This window comes from Streptomyces sp. NPDC036822, assembly GCF_055609145.1.
Genome location: NZ_JBVJPY010000001.1, coordinates 767,301 through 781,211, shown reverse-complemented (window position 1 = coordinate 781,211; position 13,911 = coordinate 767,301). Strand labels below are relative to the sequence as shown.

General features: G+C 73.6%; 14 protein-coding genes. 11 read left to right on the top strand and 3 right to left on the bottom strand.

Going from position 1 to position 13,911, the window contains the following annotated elements:
• Window positions 1-142: 142 nt before the first annotated feature.
• On the top strand, window positions 143-1,375 hold the full coding sequence (gene hemW, locus ACZ68P_RS03635) for a radical SAM family heme chaperone HemW (protein WP_471001974.1): 1,233 nt from the start codon (window positions 143-145) through the stop codon (window positions 1,373-1,375).
• Between the two features lie 69 nt (window positions 1,376-1,444).
• Here the strand turns inward: hemW and ACZ68P_RS03630 are convergent, their stop codons facing one another.
• The gene (locus ACZ68P_RS03630) at window positions 1,445-2,248 is read right to left on the bottom strand and encodes a DUF3097 domain-containing protein (protein ID WP_471001971.1); all 804 of its coding nucleotides are present in this window, start codon (window positions 2,246-2,248) and stop codon (window positions 1,445-1,447) included.
• Window positions 2,249-2,258: 10 nt separating this feature from the next.
• Window positions 2,259-2,978, bottom strand: a complete 720-nt coding sequence (locus ACZ68P_RS03625; RefSeq protein ID WP_471001968.1) for an MBL fold metallo-hydrolase — start codon at window positions 2,976-2,978, stop codon at window positions 2,259-2,261.
• Window positions 2,979-3,229: 251 nt separating this feature from the next.
• Here ACZ68P_RS03625 and hrcA point away from each other — a divergent pair, with 251 nt between their 5' ends.
• From hrcA to ACZ68P_RS03575, 10 genes are all read left to right on the top strand, one after another.
• Entirely contained in the window at window positions 3,230-4,249 is a 1,020-nt protein-coding gene (gene hrcA / locus ACZ68P_RS03620; RefSeq protein WP_361434985.1) for a heat-inducible transcriptional repressor HrcA, read from the top strand.
• On the top strand, window positions 4,250-5,389 hold the full coding sequence (dnaJ, locus tag ACZ68P_RS03615) for a molecular chaperone DnaJ (protein ID WP_471001965.1): 1,140 nt from the start codon (window positions 4,250-4,252) through the stop codon (window positions 5,387-5,389).
• A 131-nt stretch (window positions 5,390-5,520) separates the two neighbouring features.
• The gene (locus tag ACZ68P_RS03610) at window positions 5,521-6,594 is read left to right on the top strand and encodes a nitronate monooxygenase (protein ID WP_471001962.1); all 1,074 of its coding nucleotides are present in this window, start codon (window positions 5,521-5,523) and stop codon (window positions 6,592-6,594) included.
• 1 nt (window position 6,595) lies between these two features.
• The gene (locus tag ACZ68P_RS03605; RefSeq protein WP_471001959.1) at window positions 6,596-7,339 is read left to right on the top strand and encodes a 16S rRNA (uracil(1498)-N(3))-methyltransferase; all 744 of its coding nucleotides are present in this window, start codon (window positions 6,596-6,598) and stop codon (window positions 7,337-7,339) included.
• A gap of 249 nt (window positions 7,340-7,588) precedes the next feature.
• Window positions 7,589-8,977: an ATP-binding protein gene (locus tag ACZ68P_RS03600; protein ID WP_471001957.1), complete on the top strand. Its 1,389-nt coding sequence runs from the start codon at window positions 7,589-7,591 to the stop codon at window positions 8,975-8,977.
• Entirely contained in the window at window positions 8,974-10,065 is a 1,092-nt protein-coding gene (locus ACZ68P_RS03595) for a tetratricopeptide repeat protein (RefSeq protein ID WP_471001954.1), read from the top strand. Before ACZ68P_RS03600 ends, ACZ68P_RS03595 begins: the two co-directional genes overlap by 4 nt.
• A 141-nt stretch (window positions 10,066-10,206) precedes the next feature.
• The gene (locus ACZ68P_RS03590; protein ID WP_471001951.1) at window positions 10,207-10,566 is read left to right on the top strand and encodes a histidine triad nucleotide-binding protein; all 360 of its coding nucleotides are present in this window, start codon (window positions 10,207-10,209) and stop codon (window positions 10,564-10,566) included.
• A 10-nt stretch (window positions 10,567-10,576) separates the two neighbouring features.
• A complete protein-coding gene (locus ACZ68P_RS03585; protein ID WP_471001948.1) occupies window positions 10,577-11,479 on the top strand; it encodes a ribonuclease Z in 903 nt (300 codons plus the stop codon).
• 4 nt (window positions 11,480-11,483) lie between these two features.
• Window positions 11,484-12,488: an adenosine deaminase gene (locus tag ACZ68P_RS03580; protein WP_471001945.1), complete on the top strand. Its 1,005-nt coding sequence runs from the start codon at window positions 11,484-11,486 to the stop codon at window positions 12,486-12,488.
• A 285-nt stretch (window positions 12,489-12,773) separates the two neighbouring features.
• The gene (locus tag ACZ68P_RS03575) at window positions 12,774-13,487 is read left to right on the top strand and encodes a DUF4232 domain-containing protein (RefSeq protein ID WP_471001942.1); all 714 of its coding nucleotides are present in this window, start codon (window positions 12,774-12,776) and stop codon (window positions 13,485-13,487) included.
• A 59-nt stretch (window positions 13,488-13,546) separates the two neighbouring features.
• Here the strand turns inward: ACZ68P_RS03575 and ACZ68P_RS03570 are convergent, their stop codons facing one another.
• Entirely contained in the window at window positions 13,547-13,885 is a 339-nt protein-coding gene (locus ACZ68P_RS03570; RefSeq protein ID WP_471001938.1) for a hypothetical protein, read from the bottom strand.
• Window positions 13,886-13,911 lie beyond the last annotated feature (26 nt).

The following is a 13,911-nucleotide window of genomic DNA, read 5'->3' as shown; positions in this document are numbered from 1 at the left end:
GGCCTGATTCGCGTGGGGCCTGGCCCGCGTGGGGCCGGGGCCGCGGAGCCGGGGCCAGTCTCCGGGGTGACCGGGTTCTCCACAGGAGCCCGGTCGTCCACAGGCCGACGGTCCACCTCGGGCGGTACGGGACAATGGGTCCATGCCTTCCGTACTGCCCGATGGTGAGCCCATGCCCGAGACCGGGGCGCTGCCCGCGCACGCCCTGGAAGGGGCGGCCGAGCGGCCCCTCGGGTTCTATCTGCACGTGCCCTACTGCGCGACGCGCTGCGGGTACTGCGACTTCAACACCTACACCGCGAGCGAGCTGCGCGGCAGCGGGGGCGTGCTCGCCTCCCGTGACAACTACGCCGAGCAGGTCGTCGAGGAGATCAGGCTCGCCCGGAAGGTGCTCGGCGACGACCCCCGGCCGGTGCGGACCGTCTTCGTGGGCGGCGGGACGCCGACGCTGCTCGCCGCCGCGGACCTCGTGCGGATGCTGGGCGCGATCCGGGACGAGTTCGGGCTCGCCGACGACGCCGAGGTGACGACCGAGGCGAACCCGGAATCGGTGGACCCGGCGTATCTGGCGGAGCTGCGCGAGGGCGGGTTCAACCGCGTCTCCTTCGGGATGCAGAGCGCGCGGCAGCACGTCCTGAAGGTCCTGGACCGGACGCACACGCCCGGACGCCCCGAGGCGTGCGTCGCGGAGGCGCGGGCCGCCGGCTTCGAGCACGTCAACCTCGATCTGATCTACGGCACGCCGGGCGAGACCGACGACGACTGGCGGGCCTCGCTCGACGCGGCGATCGGCGCCGGCCCCGACCACGTCAGCGCCTACGCGCTGATCGTGGAGGAGGGCACGCAGCTGGCGCGGCGGATCCGGCGCGGAGAGGTGCCGATGACCGACGACGACGTGCACGCGGACCGTTATCTGATCGCGGACGCCGTCTTCGCCGAGGCCGGCTTCGCGTGGTACGAGGTCTCGAACTGGGCCACGTCCGAGGCCGGGCGCTGCCTGCACAACGAGCTGTACTGGCGCGGCGCCGACTGGTGGGGCGCGGGGCCGGGCGCGCACAGCCACGTGGGCGGTGTGCGGTGGTGGAACGTCAAGCACCCGGGCGCGTACGCCGCTGCGCTGGCGGAGGGACGCTCCCCGGGGGCGGGGCGCGAGATCCTGTCGGCGGAGGACCGGCGCGTGGAGCGGGTCCTCCTGGAGCTGCGCCTCCGGGAGGGCGTCGAGCTCGCGCTCCTGCGGCCGGCGGGGCTCGCCGCGGCCCGCAAGGCACTGGCCGACGGCCTCCTCGCCGCCGAGCCCTACGCCGCCGGCCGCGCGGTCCTCACCCTCCGGGGCCGTCTCCTCGCGGACGCGGTGGTGCGGGACCTGGTGGACTAGGGGAGGAGCGTCCGCCGGCCCGGTCCGCCCGGCGGGGCGGACCGGCGCCCCCCGTCGCCCTGAAGCGGGCTACGGCGCCGTCACGAAGTCGATCAGTTCCTCGACCCTGCCGAGCAGCGCCGGTTCCAGGTCCTTGTACGAGCGGACCTTCGACAGGATGTGCTGCCAGGCCGCGCCCGTGTTCTCCGGCCAGCCGAGGGCGCGGCACACGCCCGTCTTCCAGTCCTGGCCCCTGGGGACCACCGGCCAGGCCGGGATGCCGACGGAGGACGGCTTCACCGCCTCCCACACGTCGATGTACGGGTGGCCGACGACCAGGACGTCCGGCGACGACACGCGGGCCGCGATACGGGACTCCTTCGAGCCCTCGACCAGGTGGTCCACCAGGACGCCGAGCCGGGCGTCCGGCGCCGGTCCGAAGTCGGCGACGATGGCGGGAAGGTCGTCGACGCCCTCCAGGTACTCCACGACCACGCCCTCGATGCGCAGGTCGTCGCCCCACACCCGCTCCACCAGTTCGGCGTCGTGGCGGCCCTCCACGTAGATGCGCCCGGCGCGCGCGACCCGGGCCCGGGCGCCCGGCACCGCGATCGAACCTGAGGCCGTACGGGCGGGCCGGACCGGCGCGCCCGCGGCGGGCCGGACGAGAGTGACCACGCGGCCCTCGAGGAGGAAGCCACGCGGTTCCATCGGGAAGACCCGGTGCTTGCCGAAGCGGTCCTCCAGGGTCACCGTGCCCGCCTCGCAGCGGATCACCGCCCCGCAGAAGCCCGTCGACACCTCCTCCACGACGAGGTCGACGTCCGCCGGCACCTCCGGTACGGGGGCCGGCTTCTTCCACGGGGGCGTGAGATCGGGGTTGTAGCTCCGCATTCGCGCGACGTTATGACACTCCGAAGCGCCGTGCCAGCTCATTGCGCTGCGTCCGCACGAACGCCGCGTCCACGACTGCCCCGTGCCCCGGGACGTACACGGCGTCCTCCCCGCCCAGCCGCAGCAGCCGGTCGAGCGCCGCCGGCCACTGCGAGCCGATGGCGTCCGGCCCGGCCTGCGGCTCGCCGGACTCCTCCACCAGGTCGCCGCAGAACACGATCTCCGGGACGCCGGGGACGAGGAGCACCAGATCGTGCCCCGAGTGACCGGGACCCACGTTGGCCAGCAGCACCTGCCGGCCGCCCAGGTCCAGCGTCCACTCCCCGGACACCGTGTGGCGCGGCGCCACCAGGGTGTCGGCCGCCTCCGTCGCCGCCGCCTCGTCGACCCCGTGGTGCACCGCGTCCGCCCGCAGCGCCTGCCGTTCCCGCCGCAGCAGGTCGTCGACGCCCACCGCCCCGAAGACCTCCGCCCCCGAGAACGCCGCGGTGCCGAAAACATGATCGAAGTGAGGGTGGCTCAGTGCGATGTGCGTCACCTTGCGGCCGGTCATGCTCTCCACCTGACACCGCAGCTCCCCGCCCTCCCGGAGCGTGGAACCCGTGTCGTACAAGAGGACCGACCTCGTGCCGAGCACCAGACCCACCGTGGCGTCCCAGCCGGGCAGCCGCCGCCGCCCCACCCCGTCCGCGAGCCGCTCCCAGCCGAACTCTTCCCAACCGACGTCCATACGGCGACGCTATCCGCTACGACGGAGCCACGGGGCGGCCGGGTGGCGGCCACAGCGCGGCCACGGGTCGGCCACGGCGGGACCACGGCACGGCCACGGCACGGCCACGCGGTGGCCACGAGGCGGCTCGGGCACGGCCTCCTTGCCTGGAGTGACGCCCGCCGCCGTACACTTGCCGGGGGTTTCCTGGCACTCGAACAGGGCGAGTGCCAAACACGGAGCAACCGGATCGACAGCTGGAGGTGTGCGACATGCTCAGCGAACGCAGACTCGAGGTGCTGCGCGCCATCGTCCAGGACTATGTCGGGACGGAGGAGCCGGTGGGCTCCAAGGCGCTCACGGAGCGCCACAAGCTCGGCGTGTCACCCGCCACGGTGCGCAACGACATGGCCGTCCTGGAGGACGAGGGCTACATCGCCCAGCCCCACACCAGCGCCGGCCGCATCCCGACCGACAAGGGCTACCGCCTCTTCGTCGACCGGCTGGCCGGCGTCAAGCCGCTGTCGACGCCCGAGCGGCGCGCCATCCACAACTTCCTCGACGGCGCCGTGGACCTCGACGACGTCGTGGGCCGCACGGTCCGCCTGCTCGCGCAGCTGACCCGCCAGGTCGCCGTCGTGCAGTACCCGTCGCTGACCCGTTCGACCGTCCGGCACGTGGAGCTGCTCTCGCTGGCTCCCGCCCGCCTGATGCTGGTCCTGATCACGGACACCGGCCGGGTCGAGCAGCGGGTGATCGACTGCCCGGCGCCGTTCGGCGAGACCTCGCTGGCGGATCTGCGGGCCCGGCTCAACAGCCGGGTCGTCGGCCGCCGTTTCGCGGACGTGCCGCAGCTGGTGCAGGATCTCCCGGAGTCCTTCGAGGAGACGGAGGACCGGGGCACGGTCTCGACGGTGCTCGCGACCCTGCTGGAAACCCTGGTGGAAGAGCACGAGGAACGGCTGATGATCGGCGGCACCGCCAATCTCACCCGCTTCGGGCACGACTTCCCCCTGACGATCAGGCCGGTGCTGGAAGCACTCGAGGAGCAGGTCGTGCTCCTCAAGCTGCTCGGCGAGGCCAAGGACTCGGGCATGACCGTACGGATCGGGCACGAGAACGCCCACGAGGGGCTCACCTCCACGTCCGTCGTCGCGGTCGGCTACGGTTCGGGCGACGAGGCAGTCGCCAAACTCGGCGTGGTCGGACCGACCCGCATGGACTACCCCGGAACGATGGGAGCGGTACGCGCAGTGGCACGTTACGTCGGACAGATCCTGGCGGAGTCGTAAGTGGCCACGGACTACTACGCCGTACTCGGCGTGCGCCGCGACGCGTCCCAGGACGAGATCAAGAAGGCATTCCGTCGGCTCGCTCGCGAGCTGCACCCGGATGTCAATCCCGATCCGAAGACGCAGGAGCGCTTCAAGGAGATCAACGCCGCCTACGAGGTGTTGTCGGACCCGCAGAAGAAGCAGGTCTACGACCTCGGCGGCGACCCGCTGTCCGCCTCGGGCGGTGGCGGTGGAGCCGGCGGCTTCGGCCAGGGCGGCTTCGGGAACTTCTCCGACATCATGGACGCGTTCTTCGGCACGGCGTCGCAGCGCGGACCGCGCTCGCGCACCCGCCGCGGCCAGGACGCCATGATCCGTCTGGAGATCGACCTCAACGAGGCCGCCTTCGGTACGACCAAGGACATCCAGGTCGACACGGCGGTCGTCTGTACGACCTGCTCCGGCGAGGGCGCCGCGCCCGGCACCTCCGCGCAGACCTGTGACATGTGCCGCGGCCGCGGTGAGGTGTCCCAGGTGACCCGTTCCTTCCTGGGCCAGGTCATGACCTCGCGGCCGTGCCCCCAGTGCCAGGGCTTCGGAACGGTCGTCCCGACCCCCTGCCCGGAGTGCGCGGGCGACGGGCGGGTCCGCTCCCGTCGCACGCTGACGGTGAAGATCCCGGCCGGTGTCGACAACGGCACCCGCATCCAGCTGGCCGGCGAGGGCGAGGTCGGCCCCGGCGGCGGCCCGGCCGGTGACCTGTACGTCGAGATCCACGAGGTCCCGCACGAGACCTTCCAGCGGCGCGGTGACGACCTGCACTGCACGGTCACGATCCCGATGACGGCGGGCGCGCTCGGCACGAAGGTGCCGCTGCAGACGCTCGACGGCATCGAGGAGGTCGACATCCGCCCGGGCACGCAGTCCGGGCAGTCGATCCCGCTGCACGGGCGCGGCATCACGCACCTGCGCGGTGGCGGGCGCGGCGACCTGATCGTGCACGTCGAGGTCATGACGCCGTCGAAGCTGGACCCGGAGCAGGAGCGCCTGCTGCGCGAACTGGCCAAGCTGCGCGGCGAGGAGCGCCCGACCGGGCAGTTCCAGCCGGGGCAGCAGGGGCTGTTCTCGCGCCTGAAGGACGCGTTCAACGGCCGCTAGGAAGTAGCCGGAAAACGTCGCAGGCCACGGCACGGACCCGGCCCCGGCCCACCGGAGGGCGCCGTTTGCACACCGCGGACGGCGCCCTCCGTCGTTTCGGTCTCCGAGCCCGCTCGTGACACGATGCCCGCATGTCCACGACCGCACTGAACGATCTGTCCCGCTACCCGATCGTGCAGGCCCCCATGGCGGGTGGCGCCTCGTGTCCGCAGCTGGTCGGAGCCGTGTGCGAGGCCGGAGGGCTCGGCTTCCTGGCCGCCGGCTACAAGACCGCGGGCGGCCTGTACCAGGAGATCAAGCAGGTGCGCGGGCTCACCGGCCAGCCCTTCGGCGTCAACCTCTTCATGCCGCAGAGCGGCCAGCACGCTGATCCCGCCGCCGTCGAGATGTACCGCCACCAGCTCGCCGGTGAGGCCACCTGGTACGAGACCGCCCTCGGCGACGCCGACAGCGGGCGCGACGACGCGTACGACGCGAAGCTGGCCATCCTCCTGGAGGACCCGGTCCCCGTCGTCTCCTTCACCTTCGGCTGCCCCGGCGGCGAAACCCTCGACGCCTTCGCCCGCGTCGGTACGTTCACCGTGGTCACCGTCACCTCCGCCGAGGAGGCCCAGGCCGCCCAGCGGGCCGGCGCCGACGCCGTCTGCGTCCAGGGCGTCGAGGCGGGCGGGCACCAGGGAACCCACCGCGACGACCCGGAGGCCGACGCCGGGACCGGGCTCCTGGCGCTGGTCACGCTGGTCAAGGAGGCCGTGCAACTGCCGATCATCGCGGCCGGCGGGCTCATGCGCGGGGCGCAGATCGCCGCCGTGCTCGCCGCGGGCGCGGACGCCGCCCAGCTCGGCACCGCCTTCCTCGTCTGCCCGGAGTCGGGCGCGCACCCCCTGCACAAGCAGGCCATGACCCATCCGCTCTTCGCCCGCACCGAACTGACCCGGGCCTTCTCGGGCCGGCCGGCGCGCGGGCTCGTCAACCGCTTCGTACGCGAGCACGGACCGTACGCACCCGCCGGTTACCCCGAGGTCCACCACCTCACCGCCCCTCTGCGCAAGGCCGCCGCCACCGCCGGCGACGCGCAGGGCATGGCCCTGTGGGCCGGCCAGGGCCACCGTCTCGCCCGTGAACTCCCGGCCGGCCAGCTCGTGGAGGTACTGGCCGCCGAGATCGACATCGCGCTCACCGCGCCCGCACAGAGGAACGTGTGACATGACCGCCCCCGTCTTCGTCGTCGACGCCGTCCCCGTCCCCGGCGCCTTCGTGCTCGACGGCCCCGAGGGCCGCCACGCCGTCTCCGTGAAGCGCCTGCGCGCGGGCGAGGAGATCGTCCTCACGGACGGGCGCGGAGCCTGGGCGGCGTGCGCGGTGACCGCCGCCGAGGACAAGGACCGGCTGACCGTCGAGGTCACGGCCACGCACCAGGACCCGGAGCCGACCCCCCGGATCACCGTCGTCCAGGCCCTGCCCAAGGGCGACCGGGGCGAACTCGCCGTCGAGATCATGACGGAGACCGGTGTCGACGCGATCGTGCCGTGGGCCGCGTCCCGCTGCATCACGCAGTGGAAGGGGGAGCGGGGGCTCAAGGCCCTGGCCAAGTGGCGGGCCACCGCCCGCGAGGCGGGGAAGCAGTCCCGCCGTACCCGCTTCCCCGAGGTCGCCGACGCCATGACCGGCAAGCAGGTGGCGGCCCTCCTGGCGCGGGCGGACTTCGCGGCCGTCCTGCACGAGGACCGCGCCCATCCCAGCGGAGCGCTCGCCGACGCCCCGCTTCCGGCGGACGGGGAGATCGTGCTGGTCGTCGGGCCCGAAGGGGGCGTCTCCCCGGAGGAGCTGGCGCTCTTCGAGGAGGCGGGAGCCAAGCCGTACCGTCTGGGCCACAGCGTCCTGCGCACCTCCACCGCCGGCACGGCGGCGACGGCCCTCCTGCTGGGACGCACCGGCCGCTGGTCCTGAGGCGCGCGTGCCGGGGGGAGCGCCGGGGCCCCGTCCGCCGCGAGTCGTCGTGCGCGTGCCGGGGGGAGCGCCGGGCCCCGTTCGCCGCGAACCGCCGCGCGCGTGCCGGCGGGTGGGAGTCGATCGGTCGTCGCGAGTCGTCGTGCGTGTGCCGGCGCACGGGAGCAGAGCGGTCGCGTACCGGCCCGCGTCCACCGGCCTTCCCGACCCGGTGGACGCGGAGGGCGGTGCGCTCCTTAGGCTGCACGCATGGCCGACGAATCCCCTCTGATCCGTAGTCTGCGCGCCGCGGTCGCCGCCGCCCCCGACGACGTTCCCCTGCGGCTGCACGTCGCCGAACTCCTCCTCGCCGAGGGCCGCAACGACGAGGCCGTCACGGAGGCGGCCGTGGCGCTCCAGCACGCGCCCGGTGACGAGGCCGCCCGCGCCCTGATGGCCCGCGCGATGGGCCTGCCGACGGCGGCTCCGGACCCCGCACCGCCGGCCCCCTCCCCGGCCGCGGACCTCCCGGCCCCGGACCAGGAGGCTTCGGGCGCCGCCTCCGACGCGGCACCCGCCCCCGACGCGGCTCCCGCCCCCTTCGACTGGGCCGCCGCCGAGCGGGAGATCGGCGACGTCGTCGGCCCCCGGTTCGTCGAGAGCCGAGCCGGGAGCGACGCCGACGATGCCGAGGACGACGACGCCGGTGCGGACGCCGGGGTGGAGCGGCCGCTGACCGCCGACGGCAGCGGCGACCCCGGGGACGCGTCCGCCTGGGACGTCGACGCCCCCGGATCCGTACGCCTCGCCGACGTCGGCGGCATGCAGCAGGTCAAGGACCGCCTGGAGGCCGCCTTCCTCGCCCCCATGCGCAACCCCGAACTGCGCAGGCTGTACGGCAAGTCGCTGCGCGGCGGTCTCCTCCTCTACGGACCGCCCGGCTGCGGCAAGACCTTCATCGCCCGCGCCGTCGCGGGCGAACTCGGCGCGAGCTTCATGTCGATCTCGCTCTCCGACATCCTCGACATGTACATCGGCACGTCCGAGAAGAACGTCCACGACATCTTCGAGACCGCCCGCCGCCAGGCCCCCTGCGTCGTCTTCCTCGACGAGCTGGACGCCCTCGGCGCCAAGCGCTCCCGTACGCACCACAGCGGCCTGCGCAACGTCGTCAACCAGCTCCTCACCGAACTCGACGGCGTCGACAGCGGTCCGGGCAACGACGGCGTCTTCGTGCTCGCCGCCACCAACGTGCCCTGGGACGTGGACCTCGCGCTGCGCCGCCCCGGCCGGCTCGACCGGACCCTGCTCGTGCTGCCGCCCGACGCCCCGGCCCGCGAGGCGATCCTCCGCTACCACCTGCGCGAGCGCCCCATCGAATCCGTCGACCTGGGCAAGCTCGTCAAGGTCACCGAGGACTTCTCCGGCGCCGACCTCGCCCATCTCTGCGAGACGGCGGCCGAGTCCGCGCTCCTGGACTCCGCCCGTACCGGCACCGTCCGCATGATCGGCATGAAGGACCTGCTGGGCGCGGCCCGCCAGATCAAACCGTCCAGCGAGTCCTGGTTCGCCGCCGCCCGCAACGTCGCCATGTTCGCCAACGACGGCGGCATGTACGACGACCTGGTCGCCTACCTCAAGAAGAAGCGCAAGCTGTGAGCGCGCCCGGCACGAGCCAGGAGCTCCGGCGCGCCGACGCCCTCTACGACACCGGCCGGTACGAGCAGGCCGCCGCCCACGCCGCGCGGCACCTGGCGACCGACCCGGAGGACGCCACCGCGCTCGTGCTGCTCGCCCGCTGCCAGCACCGCCTGGGCCGCGAGGAAGAGTCCCTCGCCTCCGTCGAACAGGCCCTGCGCGCCGAGCCCGACGCGCTCGGCGGCTGGCTCATGCGCACCCACGTCCTGCTCGCGCTCAAGCGGTACGAGGAGGCCGAGTGGTCGGCCAGGCGCTCCGTGGAGCTGGCTCCCCAGTACTGGGGCAGCCACTACGCCCTCGGCAGCGTCCTCGACCGGTCCGTGCGCGCCGAGCGGAAGCTGGAGGCGTACCAGGCCGCCCGTGCCGCCGTCGCCCTCGCGCCGGAGGAGAGCGACGCGCACTTCCTGGTCGGGCTCACCGCCCACCGCGTCGGCGACCACCGGCTCGCCCAGCGGGCCTACGAGACGGCGCTCCGGCTGAACCCGGAGAGCAGCGAGGCGCACAACAACCTCTCCCTGCTCCATCTGCGCCGCCGCTGGCTGCGGCCCGGGGCCTGGACGAAGGCCGCCGAGGGCTTCGTCGAGTCCGCGGCCCTCGACCTGAACGACCGGCAGGCCCGGTACAACCTGGAGACCATGGCCTGGGGCACCGTCGCGGGTGCCCGCTGGGTCGCTCTCCTCGGCTTCGTCGCGTCGGCCGTCGGATCGTCGGCCGTCGACCCCGGGGCAAGCGCGGGGGAGGCCCTCGTCCCGCTCCTGGTGGGCGCGGCCGTGATCGTCGGCGGCTGGGGCGGCTGGGCGCTGTGGATGGCCCGACGCGTCTCGCCCCGGCTGCGCCGCCCGCTCCTCCTGGTCGCGCGCAACTGCCGGCCGGTGGTCGCGATGGGCGTCGCCGTCGGGCTGCTCGCGCTGCACTCGGTGCTGACGATGGCGCTGTGGACGGCGGACGTGCCGGCCGTCGGGGCGCTCGGCTTCCCGCTCTTCTGGGTCGTGGTGATCACCTACTGGGTGAGCCGCGCCGCGCTCCAGCGCCGCGCGCCCAAGCCCTGAGGCCCCTCGGGCGGCGGTGGTGCCGCACGCCCGAGACCTCCGCCTCTCCGGCAGCCGTGGTGCCGCGCCCAGGGCCCCCGCCCCCGGTGCGGCCGATACGATGCCGAGGTACTGATCATCGGAGGCGAGGAGGCCCGGGCCATGGCCGGAGAGCCACAGAGCGACTGTCTGTTCTGCAAGATCGCGAACGGGGAGGTCCCGGCGACGATCGTCCGGGAGACGGAGACGACCGTCGCCTTCCGGGACATCAACCCCCAGGCGCCCACGCACGTGCTCGTCATCCCGCGACTCCACCACCCCGACGCCGCCTCCCTCGCGGCCGCCGAGCCGACCGTGGCCGCCGACGTGCTGCGCGAGGCAGGGGAGATCGCCGCGCAGGAGAAGGTCGACGGCAGCGGCTTCCGGATCGTCTTCAACACCGGTGCGGGCGCGGGCCAGACCGTCTTCCACGCCCACGCGCACGTGCTCGGCGGCCGCGGGCTCAACTGGCCCCCCGGATAAGGGACCGGTCGTGTCCGTACGTGAACTGGTCGTCCTCGGCACGGCCAGCCAGGTCCCCACCCGGCACCGCAACCACAACGGCTATCTGCTGCGCTGGGACGGCCAGGGCATCCTCTTCGATCCCGGCGAGGGCACCCAGCGCCAGATGCTGCGGGCCGGCGTCGCGGCCCACGACATCGACCGGATCTGTGTCACGCACTTCCACGGCGACCACTCGCTCGGCCTGGCCGGGGTGATCCAGCGGATCAACCTCGACCAGGTCCCGCATCCGGTCGCCGCGCACTACCCGGCGAGCGGGCAGCGCTTCTTCGAGCGGCTGCGGTACGCCACGGCCTACCGCGAGACCGTGAAGCTGGCCGAGGCCCCGGTCGCCGCCGACGGCCCCCTCGTCGTCACCGACACGTACACCCTCGACGCGTACCGCCTCTCGCACCCCGTCGAGTCGTACGGCTACCGGCTGACCGAGCCCGACGGGCGCCGCATCCTTCCGGCGAAGCTCGCCGAGCACGGGATCAGGGGCCCGGACGTCGGCCGGCTCCAGCGCGAGGGCGTCCTCGACGGGGTCACGCTCGACGAGGTCAGCGAGGTGCGGCGCGGGCAGCGGTTCGCGTTCGTCATGGACACCCGGCTGTGCGACGGTGTGCGGGTGCTCGCGGAAGGCGCCGACATGCTCGTCATCGAGTCGACCTTCCTCGACGAGGACGTCAGGCTCGCCACCGATCACGGCCATCTGACGGCCGGACAGGCCGCCGAGGTGGCGCGCGAGGCGGGGGTACGGCATCTCGTGCTGACCCACTTCTCGCAGCGCTACGACGACCCGGCGGAGTTCGAACGCCAGGCGCGAGCGGCCGGGTTCGAGGGGGAGCTGAGCATCGCCCAGGACCTCATGAGGGTCCCCCTACCGAAAAGATAGATCCATGCCCCTCCCCCTCCCCAAGGCCGAACTGCACCTCCACATCGAGGGCACCCTCGAACCGGAGCTGGCCTTCGCGCTCGCCGCCCGCAACGGCGTCACCCTGCCGTACGCCGGCACCGAGGACCTGCGCAAGGCGTACCTCTTCGACGACCTGCAGTCCTTCCTCGACCTGTACTACGAGCTGATGGCCGTCCTGCGCACGGCCGAGGACTTCACCGAGCTCGCCGACGCCTATCTGGCGCGGGCCGCGGCCCAGGGAGTCCGGCACGCCGAGATCTTCTTCGACCCGCAGGCGCACACGGCACGCGGCGTGGGCATCGGAACGGTCGTGGAGGGCCTGGCGGCGGCGCTGGACGGCGCGGAGGAGCGGCACGGCGTCTCCACCCGGCTGATCATGTGTTTCCTGCGCGACGAGTCCGCCGAGTCGGCGATGGCGACCCTGGAGGCGGCGAAGCCGTACCTGCACCGGATCACCGGTGTGGGCCTCGACTCGGCCGAGGTCGGCCACCCGCCGTCGAAGTTCCGCGAGGTCTACGCGGCGGCGGAGGCGCTGGGACTGCGCAAGGTCGCCCACGCGGGCGAGGAAGGGCCGCCGGCCTACATCCGCGAGGCGCTGGACCTCCTCGGCGTGGAGCGCGTCGACCACGGGCTGCGCGCGATGGAGGATCACGAGCTGGTGGAGCGGCTCGTCCGCGAGCGGGTCCCGCTGACGCTGTGCCCGCTGTCGAACGTACGGCTGAGGGCGATCGACGTCCTGGAGGACCACCCGCTGGCCTCGATGATGGCGGCGGGCCTGAAGGTGACGGTCAACTCCGACGACCCGGCGTACTTCGGCGGCTACGTCGGCGACACGTTCGCCGCGGTGCGCGGCGCGCTGGATCTGAGCCGCGACCAGCTGCGGACGCTGGCCCGCAACTCCTTCGAGGCGTCGTTCCTCGACGACGACGAGGCCCGCAGGCAGCGGTACCTCGCGGAGGTCGAGGCGTACGACTTCGACGCGGAGTAGCAGCGGAAACCCGCACGCGACCCGGAGCGCCGGGCCGGCGGGCGGCGTGGACCGGCGGGCGCCACGACGCAGGACAGGGACGGGGCGGCGAGTCGGCCGTCCCGTCCCGGCGTTCCAGGAACGATCGTTTCCACAGGTCAGTGGGGGTGGAACGTTCCCGCGTCCCGCGTCGGCGGGGAAGCATGGCGGCGGCGCCCGTCCGCCGGGCACGGTGGTGTCCAGCGCCGCCGGATCACCCGGCGCCGCGTCGGACAGATCCACGCCATCACCTACGGGGGAACACCCATGCGTACGTTCCGTAACCGCACCGCCGTCCTCGCCACCGCGGCCGGCGCCGTCCTCACCCTGACGCTCACCGCCTGTGGAGGGGACGGTTCCGCGCCGAAGGCGGCGGGCTCGGCCCCGGCCGGCTCCACCGCCTCCGTGGCGGGCGACCCCGTACCGGCCGCCTCGGCCTCCGCCTCGGCGCCCGCGGCGGGCGGCAGCGAGACGACGGACGGCGGCGCCACCACCGGCAAGAACACCGGTGCCGTGCGGGGGACCGGTGCCGGGAAGGCCACCGGCGGCCGGGCCGCCACGACCCGCGTCTGCACGCCCCAGGACGTCACCCTCAGCGCCGCGCTGGAGGACGGACCGCCCCACACCCACCTCGTCCTGACGGCGCGGAACACCTCGCGCCAGACCTGCCGGCTGAACGGCTTCCCGGAGATCCAGTTCCTGGAGAGCCACCGCCAGAACGTGCCGGCGGTCGCCAAGAGCAAGCCCGCCGCCCCCGTCCTCCTGACGGCCGGCGCCCCCGCCTACGCCCGGGTGAAGCTGTCGGACGGCGGCGTCGACGAGTACAACGAGCCGGTGACGGACTTCTCCGTCACGCTCCAGGGAAGCCACGAGGTGATCGCGGTGCGGGCGCCCGGCGCGGCGGGCATCGCCGTCGACCCGGCGAAGTGGCTGACCGGCTACTGGACGCCGCAGCTGCGTGACGGTGCGGACGAGTTCTGATCCGTAGCCCCGTGCCACGGTGGAGCGCCCCCCCGGGCCGGAGGGCTGCGGGCGGCGGCTCACAGGACGTGGGTGATCCACCGCTGGAGCGCGGTGTGGGTCGCGTCGTCGAGCCGGCACAGCGCCTCGATGGCCGCCAGGTCCCCCGGCAGCGGCGCGACGCCCGCCGTGGTGAGCGCCGCGTGCAGGTCCAGGCGGCGGCGGTCCTCCGGCTCCAGCGGCATCGGCAGGCGGCTCGCGGGGGCGGGCGCCGGCAGCGGGCGGTCACCGTGCCCCATGATCCCGAGGACCGTCCGGGGGTCCTCGGGACCCTCGTGGGTGAGGGCGGCGGGGAAGCGGTAGGGGTCGAGGTCCGAGAGCGCGGTCGGGGCCATGGGGAAGGTCTGGAGCCCGTTCATGAGTGCCTCCTCAGGTGTCGTGCGAC

Coding starts and splice junctions, on each gene's coding strand:
- ACZ68P_RS03600 (WP_471001957.1), top strand. CDS start 7,589: ATGGCCGACGAATCCCCTCTGATCCGTAGTCTGCGCGCCGCGGTCGCC.
- ACZ68P_RS03570 (WP_471001938.1), bottom strand. CDS start 13,885: ATGAACGGGCTCCAGACCTTCCCCATGGCCCCGACCGCGCTCTCGGAC.
- ACZ68P_RS03575 (WP_471001942.1), top strand. CDS start 12,774: ATGCGTACGTTCCGTAACCGCACCGCCGTCCTCGCCACCGCGGCCGGC.
- ACZ68P_RS03610 (WP_471001962.1), top strand. CDS start 5,521: ATGTCCACGACCGCACTGAACGATCTGTCCCGCTACCCGATCGTGCAG.
- ACZ68P_RS03590 (WP_471001951.1), top strand. CDS start 10,207: ATGGCCGGAGAGCCACAGAGCGACTGTCTGTTCTGCAAGATCGCGAAC.
- ACZ68P_RS03580 (WP_471001945.1), top strand. CDS start 11,484: ATGCCCCTCCCCCTCCCCAAGGCCGAACTGCACCTCCACATCGAGGGC.
- hrcA (WP_361434985.1), top strand. CDS start 3,230: ATGCTCAGCGAACGCAGACTCGAGGTGCTGCGCGCCATCGTCCAGGAC.
- ACZ68P_RS03605 (WP_471001959.1), top strand. CDS start 6,596: ATGACCGCCCCCGTCTTCGTCGTCGACGCCGTCCCCGTCCCCGGCGCC.
- ACZ68P_RS03630 (WP_471001971.1), bottom strand. CDS start 2,248: ATGCGGAGCTACAACCCCGATCTCACGCCCCCGTGGAAGAAGCCGGCC.
- ACZ68P_RS03625 (WP_471001968.1), bottom strand. CDS start 2,978: ATGGACGTCGGTTGGGAAGAGTTCGGCTGGGAGCGGCTCGCGGACGGG.
- hemW (WP_471001974.1), top strand. CDS start 143: ATGCCTTCCGTACTGCCCGATGGTGAGCCCATGCCCGAGACCGGGGCG.